The following is a 15,955-nucleotide window of genomic DNA, read 5'->3' as shown; positions in this document are numbered from 1 at the left end:
TTCGTCTGTTCGGCAAGCTTCGATGGAGCTTGGCTTGATCGTCTGTTTGCGCGCCAAACCGGGCGAGCGCTACGCAAGGGCCCGGCTTTCGATTTCGCCGCGCTCGATCGTCAGCGTCACGTCGGCGAAGGTCTCGAGCAGCTTTGGGTTCGACTCCGTGATCAGCAGGGTAATGTCCCGGTCCTCCGAACGAAGCCGACGCAGCGCCTCGGCGTACCTCTGCGCCAGCACAGGGGCGAGGCCCTGGAACGGCTCGTCCAGAATGACGAGGCGGGTGCCTAGCATCAGGGCGCGCCCGAGGGCGACCATTTTGCCTTGGCCGCCCGAGACGGAGCCCGCCGGGCGACTCGCCAGGTCCTTGAGTTCCGGCAGGACGGAGTAGGTTCGCTCCAGCCGCCGGCGCGCCTCGTTCGCGCTAAGTTTCGCGACGCGACCGGGCAAAAGAATGTTTTCTTCCACCGTAAAGGCCGAGAAGAGACGACGGTCCTCGGGGGCGTAGCCGATTCCTAAGAAGGGGCGGCGGTGCGGAGGTACATGTCCCAGGTCCTGACCGCCCAAGCGCACGGTGCCGCTCGCCTTCGTGAAGCCCATGATGGTCCGTACCGTCGTGGTCTTGCCGGCTCCGTTTCGCCCGATGAGCGCGGCGGTCGCGCCCGGCGGCAGCGAGAAGCTGACGTTGCGCAGCACCGGCGCATCGGCGATCGCGACGTTGACCTTCTCGAAGTCCAGCATCGCCGTCATATGCCGATCACCTGTTCGCGGACCTTTGGATCGGCCAGAACCTCCGCCGGCGTGCCGACCTTTTGGATCTTCCCGACGTTCCACACCGCGACTCGGTGGGCATAGCGCTCCACCATGTCCATGTCGTGCTCGACGAAGACCGAAGTCACCTTCTCCTTGGCGAGAGCGGACGTCAGGATGTCCATGATCTCCAGCTTCTCGGCGGAGGCGACGCCCGAAGTGGGCTCGTCCATCAGCAGCAGTCTGGGCTTCAGCGCGAGCGCCAGAGCGATGTCGACCAGCTTGCGTTGTCCCTCGGGAAGCTCCCTCGCCTTGCGAGACGCGTACAACTTGACGCCGACGAGATCCAGAAGGCGCTCCATTTCAGGCAGCTCAGGCAGGGCGGAAAGAGCCGTGAAGCCGGAAGGGCTTCCCAGCCGCGAGGCCGCGGCGATCAGCATGTTCTCCATCACAGTCTGATCGAGGAAAAGCTGCGGTATCTGAAAGGCCCGCGCGATGCCGAGCTTGGTGATCGTGCGCGGGAGCTGCGCCGTGATTTCCTGGCCTAGGAAGGTGATGCTTCCGGCCTGCGGCCGCAGATAACCCGTCGAGATGTTGAGGAAGGTGGTCTTTCCGGCGCCGTTCGGTCCGATGATCGCGAGGTTCTCGCCTTGGAGCACGTCCAGATCGATACCGTCGGCGGCGACGACGCCACCGAACCGGATCTTGATGCCCTTCGCGGAAAGGAGGACGTTGGCCATCAATGTCCTCCCTGCTTCGCCTGGCCGTAGCGCTGCCTAAGACCTATCAGTCCGTTAGGCGCATAGAGAATGATGACGATCAAGACCACACCGAGGATCAGCTGCCAGGTGTCGGCCAGATGGGCCGCCGCATAGAAGCGCACGCACTCGAACATCGCCGCGCCGGCGAACGCTCCGAAGGCGTGGGCGCTGCCGCCGAGGATCGCGATAAAGACGAACTCTCCCGACTTCGTCCAGAATCCGAACTCGGGCGTGGCGATCTGCTGGATGATCGCCACCAGCGTGCCGCCGATGCCGCCGAGAAAAGCCGAGATCACGTAGCCTATCAAAAGCACGCGCCGTGCGGACATCCCGAGGTACTCGAGCCGGGTCTCGTTCGATTTGATGGCACGCAGCATGTGTCCGAGCGGGCTATCGAGATAGCGTTGCACGCCGTAGAAGGCGACGACCGCGATCAAGAGGCTCACGTAAAGAATGACGTACTGGAAGGTTTCGGGCGTAAACGACAGTCCCAACAGGGCCGGACGAGGGACCCGGATGCCGTCGGCGCCGTTGGTGTAATGAAACATCTTCTCCAGCAGCGACCACAGCACCATCGAAAACGCCAGATTCAGCATTCCAAAAAAGATTTCCCGGTAGCGCACGACGAAGAGACCGACGATGAGGCCAAAGACGGCGGAGGTGATGCCGCCCAGCGCGATGAAGAGCACGATGTCGCCGCCACCGACGTACTTGCCCCAGAACGCCGCGGTATATGCCCCGGTAGCGAAGAACATTGCATGTCCGAACGACACCTGCCCCGCCTGCAGCAGAAGAATGATACCGAGAACGACGATCCCCTTCGCGAGGATCAACGCGAACAAGGTCGCCCAGCTCGATACCAAAAGAGGCGCGACGGCGCTGACCAGAAAGAAGATGATCGCGATCGTGGTGACCGGCTTGATGCGACCGCTCATCAAATTTTCCTTACCTGCACGGCGCCGAACAGGCCGAACGGACGCACCAGAAGCACCAGCACCATCAGCAGATAGGGAACGAGAACTTCGAATTCCGGTTGGAGATAGATCACGAAGGCACGGGTCAGGCCGATCATCAGCGCGGTGAGCGCGGTGCCCTCGATCTGGCCGAGACCCGCGGTCGCAGCGACGGCAAAGGAAAGCACGATCATATCGGCACCCATACCGGGGACCAGCGAGGTGGTCGGCGAGGCCAGCGCTCCTCCCAACGCAGCCAGGCTCGCGCCGATGACGAAGGTAACGAAATATACGCGTTTTGCGTCAATCCCGATGGCCGTCGAAGCTTCGCGGTCCTCCGTGACCGCAAGGATCACCGCTCCCGACAGCGTCCTGCGCAGGAAGTAGCGGAGCCCGAACAGCGTCGCCAATGCGACGCCGGGCAGGAGAATGACCTGGTACGACGTGTAACTGACGCCGAACACAACGACGTTGGGAAGTAGTCTCAACGGCTCCGCGGCGAAGATGGGCTGCACGCCCCAGATCAGACGCTGCAGGTTGTCCATGATCATGAAGGCGGCGAAAGTGATCAGAAGCTGGAGGACGTCTTCCTGTCCGGAGAGCGGTCGCAGCAGAAACCGTTCGATGAAACCGCCGCACACGATGCCGATCACGATGGAGGCGGCCAGCAGCGCGGGATAGGTAAGCCAAGGCGATATCGGCGCGACTGCAAGGCTGAACGTCGCAGCCAGGTAGGCGCCGAACGCGTACAGCGAACCGTGCGCGACGTTGACCACGCGCAGCACGCCGAAAATCAGGCTGAGCCCGACCGAGACCAGGAACACCAGTGCGGCGTAGCTGATCCCATCGAGGATCGCCAAGATAGCGAGTGTCGAGTTCATGATGGCCTTCGGAAAAGGTCCATCCTCCGGGATGCGGCTCGGAGGACGGGGATCAAAAGTCGAGCGTGCCGCTACTGAGCTTTGAAGGTCGGCACGTCCATCTTGACGAAGTCCGGCTTGAGCGTCTTGAGCCACTCAACCGACCGTACGCCCGCCGGGTTGGTGATCATCTTCGGATCGAAGATCATCATGTTGTCGAGCAGCTTGAAGTCGTACCCCGGAACGGACTTGGTGACGCCGACCAGCTGAGCTTCGAGGCCCTGGTTGTCCTCGGGCCGCAGCGTAATCGGACGGCCGAAGCCGGTGGCGAACTCGGTGCCCGCCGTCGCGTCCACGACCTGTTCGCGCGTCGGCCAGTTGCCGCCGTTGGACTTGATCGCCTTGTCGTAGGCCGTCTCCAGGGCCTTGAACGCCTGCGCCATGTGATAGACGGGGTAGATCGGCCACGCACCGGTCTTCGCCTTGAAGGCTTCATTGAACGCCTTGAAGGCCGCGTCGTTCTTCTTCTCGGGATGCAGGAACCAGTGGTCTCCGCGCGCGCCGACGATCAGGCCTTCAGGCAAGTCTTTGCCCAACCGCTGGATCGATGATTCGCCGATCCCGAGCACGAAGGTCGACTGCTGCAACAGGCCGCGCTGACCGGCCTGACGGACCAGCGTGTCGAGATCTCCACCCCAAGACGTTGTCAGAACCACATCCGGCCGCAGCGCCAACAGACGGGAAACTTCAGTGGAGTAGTCCGGTGCGCCGAACTTCGGGAAGAGCTCCGCGACGACTTGCACGTCCGGCTTCATCGCCTTGAGCGCGGTCGAAAAGATCTCCCAGCTCTCCCGACCCCATGCATAATCCTGATTGACCACCGCGATCGTCTTAAAGTCGGGCTTGGTCTTGAGCAGGTAAAGGAGCACGGCCAGCATTTCCGGCGTGCCGTTCGCCTGCGTCCGGAAATTGTACCGGTACTTCTTGGTTTCGAGGATCGAGGCCGCACCGCAGTCCCACATGAAATTCATGACTTTGAGGTCTTCGGCGATCGGCACCAACTGGGTGCAGCTGCCCGACGAGATCGAAGCAAACGTGGCATCGACCTTTTCGTCCTGCACCACGCGTCGGTAGTTCGAGACGAGCGCTTCGCCTCCCGCGCCTTCGTCGATGAAGGAGAGCTTGACCGGCACGCCGCCGATGCCGCCCTTCTTGTTGAGGTCCTCCGCGATCATCTCCGCCGCGGCCTTCGCCGGCACACCGAAGACTGACGCAGGGCCCGACAGGAACGTCGTGATGCCGATTTTGAGCTCCGACGGCTTGGTCTGCGCAAGCGAGGTGCCCGTAAAGGCCGCAACTACAAGCCCGGCCGCAACCGCAGTCTTGAGAAATTGCATCGAAAGTCCTCCCTGTTCTATGTGTCGCGCCCGGCTTCAGCCGCCGTGCGCTTCTTCTTGCAACAACGCTACTATAATTGTCGCGTGTTGCCAGCCCTCTTCTGCCATTCGCGAGCCGACGAAACCCAGTTCGACGCCGCCGCGAATTTTGTCGGCTGCGCATCGATTTGAACGGACGAGGTCCCAAAAGGGTCGAGGCCTCCAATCCCAGGGTGCGACAAAAGCTCCGGCCAGAGCCCGCTGCTCGCCATTCGTGCCTGCTCTTCCTCTGCGACGTAGGCGCTCTCGCTTCAGCAACAAACACCGACCGCGCTTCCGCCTTTGACCCACCGCCGTCCCGGGGGATGCCGAAGCTGTACTTCCGCTTTTGGCTCATCGCTGACGTCCTGCGCCTCGCGCCGACGTCCGATAACTGCCCTTGGACTCCAGATCTCTGCAGCCCCGTTCCGCGAACGGCGTGTGGCCGGGGATCCATTCCGACTGGCAACAGCCGGGGCCCCTATGTGCACTCCCGGCATAACATCCATGATGACATAATACCCTTGTCTTGCCCGACGGGTCAGAATTTTTTCGTCGAATCAGAAATGTCGTTGCGGGCCAATGCGATGGCTACTGTGCATGGGGTTGTTTTCTCAGTTTTGATTGTGAGCTCCGCGACGGCGCGCCTTCCCAAGCAAAAAGGGCCGCCCCTTCGGGCGGCCCTTTCATTTTGGTCGAGGCGGTGTCGCTTACTCAGCGGCCTGCTTCTGCGGCGGGTCGAGCGCGCCGGACTTGTGGATCTCGGCGACCTGATGGTCGCTGAAGCCGAGCACCGAGCGCAGGATCTCGTCGGTGTGCTCGCCGAGCAGCGGGGAGCGCTGCACGTCGCTCGGGCTATCCGAGAGCTTGATCGGATTGCCGACCGAGACGTACTTGCCGCGGGTGGGGTGGTCGACCTCGACCACGGTGCCGGTCGCGCGCAGCGACTCGTCTTCCGCGATCTCCTTCATCGACAGGATCGGGCCGCAGGGGATGTCGTCCTTGTTGAGGATCTCCATCGCCTCGAACTTGGTCTTGGTCATCGTCCACTGCTCGATGCGGGCGAAGATCTCGTTGAGGCGGGGCAGGCGGGCGGCCGGCTTGGCGTAGTTCGGATCGGTCTTCCAGGTGGGCTCGCCGATCACGTCGCAGATCTTCTCCCAGACCGGGGCCTGGGTGATGAAGTAGATGTAGGCGTTGGGATCGGTCTCCCAGCCCTTGCACTTCAGGATGCGGCCGGGCTGGCCGCCGCCGGAATCGTTGCCGGCGCGCGGCACGGCGTCGCCGAACGGCACGCCTTCGCCGAACTGGCTGTATTCCCGAAGCGGGCCGTGGGCGAGGCGCTGCTGGTCGCGCAGCTTGACGCGGCAGAGGTTGAGCACGCCGTCCTGCATCGCGGCGGTGACGCGCTGGCCCTTGCCGGTGTGGGTGCGCTGATAGAGCGCGGTGACGATGCCGAGCGCCAGGTGCAGGCCGGTGCCGCTATCGCCGATCTGCGCGCCGGTCACGAGCGGCAGGCCGTCGCGGAAGCCGGTGGTCGAGGCGGCGCCGCCGGTGCACTGCGCGACGTTCTCGTAGACCTTGCAGTCTTCGTACGGTCCGGGGCCGAAGCCCTTGATCGAGGCGACGATCATCTTCGGGTTGATCGCTTGAATCTTCTCCCAGGGGAAGCCCATGCGGTCGAGCACGCCGGGGCCGAAATTCTCCACCAGCACGTCGCACTTCTTGATCAGCTCGGTGAGGACTTCCTTGCCCTTGGGGTTCTTGGTGTCGAGCGTGATCGAGCGCTTGTTGTGGTTGAGCATGGTGAAATACAGGCTGTCCACGTTCGGGATGTCCTGCAGCTGGCCGCGGGTGATGTCACCCACGCCCGGACGTTCCACCTTGATCACGTCGGCGCCGAACCATGCCAGTAGCTGCGTGCAGGTCGGTCCGGACTGGACGTGGGTGAAGTCGAGAATGCGAACGCCCTCGAGCGCTTTGGTCATCGTGTTGCTCCTGTTACCATTCTGTTTCCGTCATGCCCGCGAAGGCGGGCATCCAGTATTCGCTGTCGTTTCGGTCGGGCTCAGTGCTCGCCACATAGGGTGGTCCGGCGAATACTGGATTCCCCGCCTGCGCGGGGAATGACCCGGCCTTACTTCTTCTTCTGCAGAACGCTCTGCGGATTGAGGTTGCCGATGCGGCCGCTCTCCGAGCCCGCGGCCGGATCGATCACCGCGTTGATGAGCGTCGGCTTGCCGGACTTCATGGCTTCGTTGACCGCGCGCTTGAGCTCGTCGGGCGAGGTCGCATTCACGCCGACGCCGCCGAAAGCTTCCATCATCTTGTCGTAGCGAGCGCCCTTGACGAACACGGTGGTCGCCGGATCGGAATTCGCGCCGTTGACGTCGGTGCCGCGATAGATGCCGTCATTGTTGAAGATGACGACGCAGATCGGAAGGTTGTAGCGGCAGATGGTCTCGACCTCCATGCCGGAGAAGCCGAACGCCGAGTCGCCTTCCACCGCCAGCACGGGGTGGCCGGTCTCGAGCGCAGCTGCGATCGCCTGACCCATGCCGATGCCCATCACGCCCCAGGTGCCGACGTCGAGACGCTTGCGCGGGCGGTACATGTCGATGACGCCGCGGGCGAGGTCGAGCGTGTTGGCGCCTTCGTTGACGAGGATCGCCTCGGGATATTCCTTGATGACGTTCTTCAGGACGCCGAGCGCACCGTGATAGTCCATCGGCGACTTGTTGTTCATCAGCTTCGGCGCCATCTTGGCGACGTTCTCTTCGCGCTTGGACGAAATCGCCTTGGTCCAGTCGGCGGGCGGGGCGGTCCAGCCCGTTGCCATCGCCTGGTTGAAGGCGGAGACGACCGAGCCGATGTCCCCGACCACGGGCGCGACGATCTCGACGTTGGAGTCCATCTCGCGCGGCTCGATGTCGACCTGGATGAACTTCTTCGGCGCTTCGCCCCAGCTCTTGCCCTTGCCGTGCGACAGCAGCCAGTTCAGCCGGGCGCCGATGAGCATGACGACGTCGGAGTCCTTCAGCACGGTCGAGCGGGCCGCGCCTGCGCATTGCGGATGGGTGTCGGGAAGCAGGCCCTTGGCCATGCTCATCGGCAGGAAAGGAACGCCGCTCTTCTCGACGAAAGCCTTGATCTCCTCGTCGGCCTGGGCGTAGGCCGCGCCCTTGCCGAGGATGATGAGCGGACGCTTTGCGCTCTTGAGCACGTCGAGCGCGCGCTTGACCGAAGCGGGCGAGGGGATCTGCGCGGGCGCCGCGTCGATCACCTTGACCAGCGACTTCTGGCCGGCCTCGGCGTTCATGACCTGGCCGAACAGTTTTGCCGGCAGGTCGAGATAGACGCCGCCCGGACGGCCCGAGACCGCGGCGCGGATGGCGCGGGCGAAACCGATGCCGATGTCCTGGGCGTGCAGCACGCGATAGGCCGCCTTGCACAGCGGCTTTGCGATCGCGAGCTGGTCCATCTCCTCGTAGTCGCCCTGCTGGAGGTCGACGATCTCGCGCTCGGAGGAGCCTGAGACCAGGATCATCGGGTAGCAGTTGGTGGTGGCGTGCGCGAGCGCAGTGAGACCGTTGAGGAAGCCGGGCGCCGAGACCGTGAGACAGACGCCGGGCTTCTTGGTGAGATAGCCGGCGATGCCCGCGGCGTAGCCGGCGTTCTGCTCGTGGCGGAAGGAGATCACGCGAATACCGGCGGCTTGCGCCATGCGGCCCAAATCCGTGATCGGGATGCCCGGCACATTGTAGATTGTGTTGATGCCGTTCAGCTTGAGCGCGTCGATGACGAGATGGAAGCCATCCGTCAGCTCCTGCTCGGTGCCCGGTGCCTCGGACTTGGTCGCGGTGTTCAGCATGGGCCTTGTCTCCCTGGTCTCAAGTAGTGGGGCGAGTTGTTCGCCCTTCTGGTGAATGGTCTACGTGAAAAGTTCCTGGCCGTGCGCTTCGACGTAAGCGGCGAGGCCGAGAGTGTGATCGCGGGCGCGCTTCTCGGCGAGCTCGGTGTCGCGCGCTTCCAGCGCTTCGATGATGCCGAGATGTTCGGGCAGCGAGGTCGCGGTACGATCCTTGCGTCCGATGGTCAGCTGGCGATAGCCGCGCACGTGCAGCAAGAGGTCGTTGGTGAGATCGACCAGCACGGGGGACTCCGACAGCGAGATCAGCGCCTGGTGGAAGGCGATGTTGGCCCGGGAATATTCCTCGACATGATCTTCGGGCAGACGGTCCTTGCCGAAATCCTTGAAGTAGTCGCGCAGCGCCGTGATGTCCTTCTTGCGCGCGGTGGTGGTGATGAGGCGTGCCGCCATGCTCTCCAGCGCCGCCCAGGCGCGGATCATGTCGACGATCTCGCTCTTGGTCCGGCGCACCACCATGATGCCGCGGCGCGGCACCGTCTTCACGAAACCGTCCTGCTCGAGCATGGCGATGGCTTCGCGGATCGGCGTGCGGCTGACGCCCAGGCGTTCGGACAGCGCGCGCTCGTCGAGCATCACCGGCTCGGGCGTCGAATAGATGTCCATCTTGAGGATGGCTTCCTTCAAGGCGTCATACGCCTTGTTCTTGAAGCTGCTCTCCGGGGCAATACGAACGATTGCGATGTCTGCCTCGGCCATGTTCGGCAACGCCTTGGTTGGTTTCCGCAGTGACACGACGAATCTCCTCCAGTGGGGAGTCGTCTTTTACAGGAATATTCACGGGAAAGTTTTTGGCATACCACATGCCAGAATGTCAAGGCGGCGATTTTTTGCGGCGTTCTAAGCCATGCTACAGCTTGACAAGTTGGCTTCTGGCATACCAAATGCCATAGCCAGCCATTTTTGATCCATGGCGGCGGAGTAATCTCAGGCTTTATGCCGCTCCGGCCCGCGACATGGAACAGAGCGCGGCGAATGGCAAGCATCACGGGCAGCCGCAAACACGCGCGCGCTTTGAAAAGAACGAACTGAGGTCAAGGGAGAAGCCACATGTCCAATTCCAAAGATGCCGTCCGCAAGGTGCTTGACCAGGTCAAGGCGGACAACCGCACCAGCCTGACGGCCCCGGAAGGTAAGCTGGTCTGCGACGCCTACGGCATTCCGGTGCCGAAGGAAGGCGTGGCGAAGTCGGCGGGCGAGGCCGGCAAGATGGCCTCTTCGATGGGCTTTCCGGTCGTGATGAAGATCGTCTCGCCGGACATTCTCCACAAGACCGAAGCCGGCGGCGTTATCGTCGGCCTCAAGACGGCGGATGAGGCCGAGAAGGCCTACGAGACCATCCTGTCCAACGCCAAGAAGTACAAGGCCGATGCCAAGATCGAGGGCGTCCAGGTGCAGCAGATGCTGGCCGGCGGCACCGAGGTGATCGTCGGCTCGATCACCGACGGCTCGTTCGGCAAGCTGGTCGCCTTCGGCCTCGGCGGCGTGCTGGTCGAGGTGCTCAAGGACATCACCTTCCGCCTCGCGCCGGCAACCAAGGAAGACGCGCTGTCGATGCTCGACGGCATCCAGGCGCATGAGATCCTGAAGGGCGTGCGCGGCGGGGAGCCGGTGAACCGCTCGGCGCTCGCCGACGTCATCGTCAAGGTCTCGCAGCTCGTCACCGATTTCCCTGAAATCGTCGAGCTCGACCTCAATCCGGTGTTCGCGACGCCGAAGGGCGCGACCGCCGCCGACGTGCGCATCGTCGTCGACTTCGCCTATGTGCCGAAGCCGAAGCCCCGCCCGACCGAAGAGATCGTCGCGGCGATGAACCGCATCATGCAGCCCAAGGCGGTCGCCGTGGTCGGCGCCTCCGCCGAGGACGGCAAGATCGGAAACTCCGTGATGAAGAACCTCATCAACGGCGGCTACAAGGGCGACATCTACCCGATCCATCCCAAGGCCGCCGAGATCCTCGGCTACAAGGCCTACAAGAGCGTCAAAGACGTGCCTGGCGTGATCGACGTCGCGGTGTTCGCGATCCCCGCCAAGTTCGTGGCGGCGGCGCTGACCGAATGCGGTGAGAAGAAAATCCCCGGCGCGGTTCTGATTCCGTCGGGCTTTGCCGAAGCCGGCGCGCCGGAGCTGCAGGCGGAGATCGTCGAGGTCGGCAAGAAGTACGACATCCGCCTGATGGGGCCGAACATCTACGGCTTCTACTATACGCCGGCCAATCTCTGCGCGACCTTCTGCACGGCCTACGACGTCAAGGGACATGCCGCGCTGTCGTCGCAGTCGGGCGGCATCGGCATGGCCATCATCGGCTTCTCGCGTTCGGCGAAGATGGGCGTTTCGGCCATCGTCGGCCTCGGCAACAAGTCCGATATCGACGAGGACGATCTGCTCGCCTTCTTCGAGCAGGATCCGAACACGAACCTGATCGCGCAGCACTGCGAAGACCTCAAGGACGGCCGCGCCTTTGCGGAGGCCGCAAAGCGCGTCTCCAAGAAGAAGCCGGTCGTCGTGCTCAAGGCCGGCCGCACCTCGGCGGGGGCGAAGGCGGCGTCCTCGCACACCGGCGCGCTCGCCGGCAATGACCGCATCTATGAGGACGTCTTCAAGCAGTCCGGCGTCATCCGCGCCCGCTCGCTGCGCCAACTGCTCGAATTCGCCCGCGGCGTGCCGGTGCTGCCGACGCCGAAGGGTGAGAACGTCCTGATCATCACCGGTGCCGGCGGCTCGGGCGTGCTGCTGTCGGATTCCTGCGTCGACAACGGCCTGTCGTTGATGTCGATGCCGCCGGATCTCGATGCGGCCTTCCGCAAGTTCATTCCGCCGTTTGGGGCTGCCGGAAATCCTGTGGATATCACCGGCGGCGAGCCGCCGATCACCTACGTCAACACCGTGAAGCTCGGCCTGTCGGACGAGCGCATCCACGCGCTGATCCTCGGCTACTGGCACACCATCGTCACCCCGCCGATGGTGTTCGCCCGCAACATGGTCGAGGTGAAGAAGGAGATGGAGGCCAAGGGCTTCGTGAAGCCGATGGTCGCCTCGCTCGCCGGCGACGTCGAGGTCGAGGAAGCCGCCGAATATCTCTACCAGAACGGTATCCCGGCCTATGCCTATTCGACCGAACTGCCGGTCGAGGTGTTGGGGGCCAAGTACAGATGGGCGCGCGGGGCAGGGCTGCTCTGAGCCTAACTCTCCTGTCATCCCGGGGCGATGCGGAGCATCGAACTATGGTGCGCAATTGCGCACCTGAGGATCTCGAGATTCCGGGTCTGGTACGCCAGGCCCGCGCTGCGCGCAGTCCCGGCGGACCATCCCGGAATGACGGATGCACAAGCGGCAGGCCGCGATGAACAAGAACGTGATCCGGCGCAAATCGATCGAGCCCAAATCGGCTGCGGAGGCCGACCATGAGACCCGCGACGGCGGCGTGCAGTCCGTCGACCGCGCGCTCTCCATCCTGGAAACACTGGCCGAGGACGACGAGGGCTATCGCCTCAGCGACCTGGCGATCCGCACGGGATTGTCGACCTCGACCGTGCATCGCCTGCTCGCGACGCTGGAAAGCCGTCGCTTCGTGCAGTTCGACCGCGCCGAATCCAAATGGCACGTCGGCTCGCGCGCCTTCACGGTCGGCGCGAGCTTTGCGCGGCGGCGCAACTTCTCGACGCAGGCGATTCCATATTTGCGCAAGCTGCGCGATCTCACCCGCGAGACGGCCAATCTCGCCGTCGTCGACGACGAATTCATCATCGTTCTGACCCGCATGGAGAGCCGCGAGATCATGCGCTCGCTGACCCAGGTCGGCGGCCGTGTCCCTATGGTGACGTCAGGCGTCGGCAAGGCGGTGCTCGCGACCTATTCGGATGAGGACGTCGGCGCCGTCATCCGCCATCACGGCATGCCGCGCCTGACCGGGAAGTCGATCGTGCGGCCGAGCGATCTGTTCAAGGAACTCGAAAAGATCCGCCAGCAGGGTTTTGCGCTCGACGATGAGGAGGCCTGCATAGGCCTGCGCTGCATTGCCGCGGTGGTATACAACGACTGCGCCGAGCCGCTCGCGGCGATTTCCGTCTCCGGCATGACCAGCCGCCTGACCGACGACAGATTGCCGGACGTGGGCCAAATCGTGCGCGACGTCGCCGGCGAGCTGACCGTCGCGCTGGGTGGGGTGATGCCGACGCCCCGCTAAAACGAAGGAATCTGGGCGCTGTCGCTGGACAGCATCGGCCGTTTTGGCTGATATGCGACGAAACGACACAATGCGGCAAACGTCCGCATGAGCCTGGAGAGCGTCCTCATGTTCCAATTTTCCGCGCGCCTTGCCGGCGCAACCATCGCGCTGACCCTTGCGACAGCGACGCCATCCCTTGCCCAGCAGCTCGAGCTCAAGCTGATGGCGCCGGCGGCCCCGGGCGGCGGCTGGGACCAGACCGCGCGCTCGATGCAGCAGGCTCTGGTGGCCTCCGGTGTGGCGCGCAGCGTGCAGGTCACCAACGTTCCCGGGGCCGGCGGCAGCGTCGGCATCGCCCAGTTCGTCAATGGCGCCAAGGGCGACGGCAACCAGATGATGGTCAACGGCTTCGTCATGGTGGGTGCCCTCGCCATGAACAAGTCGCCGGTGACGCTGGAACAGGTGACGCCGATCGCGCGCCTCACCGAAGAAATCCAGGTGATCGTGGTGCCAGCGAATTCGCCGATCAAGACGGCGCAGGATCTCGCCGCCGCGGTGAAGGCCGACATCGCCAAGGTGACCTTTGCCGGCGGCTCGGCCGGCGGCGTCGACCATGTGATGGCCGCGTTGTTTGCCGGTGCCGTCGGCGCGGACGCGAAGAAGATCAACTACATCCCGTTCTCCGGCGGCGGCGAGTCGCTCGCCGCGATCCTCGGTGGCAAGGTCACCGCGGGTATTTCGGGCCTCAGCGAATATGAAGGACAGATCAAGTCCGGCAAGCTGCGCGCGATCGGCGTGACCTCGGAGAAGCGCATCGCCGGCAGCGATATCCCGACCTTCAAGGAGCAGGGCATCGACCTCGTGATCGCCAATTGGCGTTCGGTCGTCGCGCCTCCCGGCATCACGCCGGAGCAGCGCAAGACCCTGACCGATGCGGTCGAGAAGATGGTGAAGTCGGATGCCTGGAAGGAAATCCTCAAGCAAAAGGGCTGGGAGGATGCCTATCTCGGGGGCGATGCCTTCGCCGACTTCCTGAAGAAGGAAACCGTGCGCGTCACCGACGTGCTGAAGTCGGTCGGCCTGGTTAAGTCATGACCTCGGGTGATCCCGCCCAGCCGCCGCGGCGCGTCGATCGCGCCGGCGTCGTCATCGCTGCGCTGCTCGCAGGTCTCGCCGCCGTACTGGTGTTTGACGCGCGCGGCCTGTCATCCACCGCGATGTACGGCATGGGGCCGGAGGCGATGCCGGTCGTGGTCGCCAGCGGCCTTGGGCTACTCGCGATCGGCAATTTGATCGACGCGCTGCGCGGGAATCTGCCCGCGCGCGAAAGCGCCGACCCCGTTCCAGTGTTTCTGATCCTGGTCGGCCTGGCCTTGCTGATCGCGATCATCGGCCTTGGCGGCGGCTTCATCCTGGCAACCTCGGCGCTGTTCGTGACGACGTCGGCGGCGTTCGGGCGCCGCGCCATCCTCGTCGACAGCATCATCGCGCTGGTGATGTCGACCCTCATCTATCTCGCGTTCGACCGGCTGTTGACGCTGAGCCTTCCGACCGGCCCGCTGGAGCGACTGCTGTGATGGACACTTTTGCGGCGCTGGCCCACGGCATGGCGGTTGCGGTCCAGCCGATGAACCTGCTCTATGCGCTGATCGGCGTGTTCCTCGGCACCGCCGTCGGCGTGCTGCCCGGCATCGGCCCGGCGCTGACGGTCGCGCTGCTGCTGCCTGTCACCTACAAGCTCGACCCCGGCGGCTCGCTGATCATGTTCGCCGGCATCTATTACGGCGGCATGTATGGCGGCTCGACCACCGCGATCCTGATCAACACGCCCGGCGAGAGCGCCTCGATGGCGACCGCGCTCGAAGGCAACAAGATGGCCAAGGCCGGCCGCGGCGGGCCGGCGCTTGCGACCTCCGCGATCGGCTCCTTTGTGGCCGGAACCATCGCCACCATCGGTCTTGCCTTCCTCGCGCCCTGGCTGGTCGATTTCGCCGTGCGCTTCGGCCCCGAGGACTATTTCGCGCTGATGTGCGTCGCCTTCGTCACGGTGTCGGCAACCTTCGGCGATTCCCCGATCCGCGGCCTGACCAGCCTGTTCATCGGCCTGACGCTCGGCCTCGTCGGCATCGACAAGCTGACGGGCCAGGCGCGGCTCGCGTTCGGCGTCCCTGAGCTGCTCGACGGCGTCGAGGTGACGACGCTTGCGGTCGGCCTGTTCGCGCTCGGCGAGGCGCTCTACGTCGCATCGCGCCGCCACCACAGCGAGGAGAAGCTCGAGCCGGTGCGCGGCTCGCTGTGGATGACGAAAGAAGACTGGAAGCGCTCGTGGAAGCCGTGGTTGCGCGGCACCATGTTCGGCTTCCCGATCGGCGCGCTGCCCGCTGGCGGCGCGGAGATCCCGACCTTCCTGTCCTATTCGACCGAGAAACGCTTGACGAAGCACCCCGAAGAGTTCGGCAAGGGGGCGATCGAAGGCGTCGCGGGGCCGGAAGCCGCCAACAACGCCTCCGCCGCCGGAACGCTGGTGCCGCTGCTCACGCTCGGGCTGCCGACCTCGGCAACGGCCGCGATGATGCTGGCGGGCTTCCAGCAATATGGCCTCAACCCGGGGCCGCTGCTGTTTGCCGAACGGCCGGACCTGGTATGGGGCCTGATCGCTAGCCTGTTCATCGCCAATTGCATGCTGCTGGTGCTCAATTTGCCGCTGGTCGGCCTGTGGGTGCGGCTGCTCGCGATCCCGCAGCCGTGGCTCTATGCCGGCATCCTCGTGTTCGCGACCATGGGCACCATCGCCGCAAAGCCGTCGGTGGTGGAATTGTCGATGCTGGCCGCCTTCGGCGTGCTCGGCTTTCTGATGCGCCGGTTCGATTTTCCGATCGCGCCGGTCGTGGTCGGCCTGATCCTCGGCCCGATCGCCGAAAGCCAGCTGCGCCGCGCGCTCGCGATCAGTCTCGGCGATCCCATGACGCTGCTGCAGAGCCCGATCTCGGCGACGCTGCTCGGCATCGCACTGCTTGCGCTATTGGCTCCGTTTGTGCTGAAGGGGCTGGGGCGATTCAAGGCGAACGAGGACTAAAGCGCGATGCGATTAGGATGAATCGTCATCGCGCTTTAGGTTGTTGTTTAAGC

General features: G+C 64.1%; 13 protein-coding genes. 5 read left to right on the top strand and 8 right to left on the bottom strand.

The window, feature by feature from the left end:
• Positions 1-69: 69 nt before the first annotated feature.
• The 8 genes from D6B98_RS06250 to D6B98_RS06215 all read right to left on the bottom strand — a co-directional run bounded on the left by D6B98_RS06250 (position 70) and on the right by D6B98_RS06215 (position 9,357).
• On the bottom strand, positions 70-741 hold the full coding sequence (locus tag D6B98_RS06250; RefSeq protein ID WP_126256070.1) for an ABC transporter ATP-binding protein: 672 nt from the start codon (positions 739-741) through the stop codon (positions 70-72).
• A complete protein-coding gene (locus D6B98_RS06245; RefSeq protein ID WP_126256069.1) occupies positions 738-1,481 on the bottom strand; it encodes an ABC transporter ATP-binding protein in 744 nt (247 codons plus the stop codon). The genes D6B98_RS06250 and D6B98_RS06245 overlap by 4 nt, the downstream gene beginning before the upstream one ends.
• Positions 1,481-2,437 (bottom strand): branched-chain amino acid ABC transporter permease, encoded by a 957-nt coding sequence (locus D6B98_RS06240; protein WP_126256068.1) that lies wholly within the window; start codon positions 2,435-2,437, stop codon positions 1,481-1,483. Before D6B98_RS06240 ends, D6B98_RS06245 begins: the two co-directional genes overlap by 1 nt.
• Positions 2,437-3,336: a branched-chain amino acid ABC transporter permease gene (locus D6B98_RS06235; protein ID WP_126256067.1), complete on the bottom strand. Its 900-nt coding sequence runs from the start codon at positions 3,334-3,336 to the stop codon at positions 2,437-2,439. The genes D6B98_RS06240 and D6B98_RS06235 overlap by 1 nt, the downstream gene beginning before the upstream one ends.
• 71 nt (positions 3,337-3,407) lie before the next feature.
• Entirely contained in the window at positions 3,408-4,712 is a 1,305-nt protein-coding gene (locus D6B98_RS06230; protein ID WP_126256066.1) for an ABC transporter substrate-binding protein, read from the bottom strand.
• 728 nt (positions 4,713-5,440) lie between these two features.
• Complete coding sequence (gene frc / locus D6B98_RS06225; protein WP_126256065.1) at positions 5,441-6,718, bottom strand: formyl-CoA transferase; 1,278 nt, start codon at positions 6,716-6,718, stop codon at positions 5,441-5,443.
• 149 nt (positions 6,719-6,867) lie between these two features.
• Complete coding sequence (gene oxc / locus D6B98_RS06220) at positions 6,868-8,601, bottom strand: oxalyl-CoA decarboxylase (RefSeq protein ID WP_126256064.1); 1,734 nt, start codon at positions 8,599-8,601, stop codon at positions 6,868-6,870.
• A gap of 60 nt (positions 8,602-8,661) precedes the next feature.
• Positions 8,662-9,357 carry a GntR family transcriptional regulator gene (locus D6B98_RS06215; RefSeq protein ID WP_157282741.1) on the bottom strand — a complete coding sequence of 232 codons (696 nt, stop codon included), beginning with the start codon at positions 9,355-9,357 and terminating at the stop codon, positions 8,662-8,664.
• 351 nt (positions 9,358-9,708) lie between these two features.
• Between D6B98_RS06215 and D6B98_RS06210 the strand changes: the two genes are divergently transcribed.
• The 5 genes from D6B98_RS06210 to D6B98_RS06185 all read left to right on the top strand — a co-directional run bounded on the left by D6B98_RS06210 (position 9,709) and on the right by D6B98_RS06185 (position 15,902).
• Entirely contained in the window at positions 9,709-11,838 is a 2,130-nt protein-coding gene (locus D6B98_RS06210) for an acetate--CoA ligase family protein (RefSeq protein ID WP_126256063.1), read from the top strand.
• A gap of 163 nt (positions 11,839-12,001) precedes the next feature.
• Complete coding sequence (locus D6B98_RS06200; RefSeq protein ID WP_164718489.1) at positions 12,002-12,844, top strand: IclR family transcriptional regulator; 843 nt, start codon at positions 12,002-12,004, stop codon at positions 12,842-12,844.
• Positions 12,845-12,952: 108 nt separating this feature from the next.
• Positions 12,953-13,921, top strand: a complete 969-nt coding sequence (locus D6B98_RS06195; RefSeq protein ID WP_126256060.1) for a Bug family tripartite tricarboxylate transporter substrate binding protein — start codon at positions 12,953-12,955, stop codon at positions 13,919-13,921.
• A complete protein-coding gene (locus tag D6B98_RS06190) occupies positions 13,918-14,403 on the top strand; it encodes a tripartite tricarboxylate transporter TctB family protein (protein WP_126256059.1) in 486 nt (161 codons plus the stop codon). The genes D6B98_RS06195 and D6B98_RS06190 overlap by 4 nt, the downstream gene beginning before the upstream one ends.
• Complete coding sequence (locus D6B98_RS06185) at positions 14,403-15,902, top strand: tripartite tricarboxylate transporter permease (RefSeq protein WP_126256738.1); 1,500 nt, start codon at positions 14,403-14,405, stop codon at positions 15,900-15,902. The genes D6B98_RS06190 and D6B98_RS06185 overlap by 1 nt, the downstream gene beginning before the upstream one ends.
• The last annotated feature ends 53 nt before the right edge of the window (positions 15,903-15,955 follow it).

Origin of the sequence: Bradyrhizobium sp. LVM 105 (genome assembly GCF_003957705.1) — a bacterium.
Classification (GTDB): Bacteria; Pseudomonadota; Alphaproteobacteria; order Rhizobiales; family Xanthobacteraceae; genus Bradyrhizobium; species Bradyrhizobium frederickii.
The sequence above is the reverse complement of the archived record's forward strand: the minus strand, read 5'-3'. Positions and strand labels throughout refer to the sequence as shown.